The sequence below is a fragment of the Rhodococcus sp. EPR-134 genome, from assembly GCF_001647205.1.
Taxonomy (GTDB): domain Bacteria; phylum Actinomycetota; class Actinomycetes; order Mycobacteriales; family Mycobacteriaceae; genus Rhodococcus_F; species Rhodococcus_F qingshengii.
Window position 1 is genome coordinate 1 of record NZ_LVCT01000536.1, and the last position, 846, is coordinate 846.

2 protein-coding genes are annotated in these 846 nt (G+C 60.5%); both read left to right on the forward strand.

Translation table 11 applies throughout. From position 1 onward, the window contains the following. A partial coding sequence (locus tag A2J01_RS24330) for a cytochrome P450 (RefSeq protein ID WP_156519385.1) occupies positions 1 to 681 on the forward strand: 681 nt, incomplete at its 5' end. After that, on the forward strand, positions 678 to 846 hold a 169-nt coding region (locus A2J01_RS36010), incomplete at its 3' end, for an FAD-dependent oxidoreductase (protein WP_197494288.1). The genes A2J01_RS24330 and A2J01_RS36010, both read left to right, overlap by 4 nt.

Genomic DNA, 846 nt, shown 5'->3' on the forward strand with positions numbered 1-846 from the left:
CGCGGCATGCGCGACATGGCGCGAGGTCTCAGCACTCTCTGGCGCGACAAGGCTGCCCGGACAGCTGCCGGGGAGGAACCCGGATTCGACTTGATCACCCTGTTGCAGAGCAACGAAGACACCAAGGATCTGATCGACCGACCGATGGAGTTCCTGGGCAACCTTGTGTTGCTGATCGTCGGAGGCAACGACACGACGCGGAACTCGATGAGCGGCGGTGTTCTCGCGTTGAACCGGTTCCCTGACCAGTTCGAGAAGCTGAAGGCGAACCCTGACCTGATCCCCAATATGGTCTCGGAGATCATTCGGTGGCAAACACCGTTGGCCTACATGCGCCGGATCGCCAAGGCCGACACCGTGCTGAACGGGCAGTTCATCCGCAAGGGCGACAAGGTAGTGATGTGGTACGCCTCAGGCAACCGTGATGAGCGGATGTTCGATCGGCCCGACGACTTCATCATCGACCGGGCCAACGCTCGCAACCACATCTCCTTCGGCTTCGGTGTCCACCGCTGCATGGGCAACCGACTGGCGGAATTACAGCTGCGGATTCTCTGGGAAGAGTTGCTTTCTCGCTTCGAAAAGATCGAGGTCGTCGGCGAGCCCGAGTATGTGCAGTCCAACTTTGTCAGGGGCATCAGCAAGATGATGGTCCGTCTCACCCCGAAATCCGACGTATGACCTTACATCGGGCCCTCGTCGTCGGGGCCAGCCATGCCGGAGCCCAACTCGCGGCCAGTCTTCGACAGGAAGGGTGGACCGGCGAGATCGTTCTCATCGGCGATGAGTCGACGTTGCCCTACCAACGCCCTCCTTTGTCGAAGGCGTACCTGGCCGGGAAGAGCA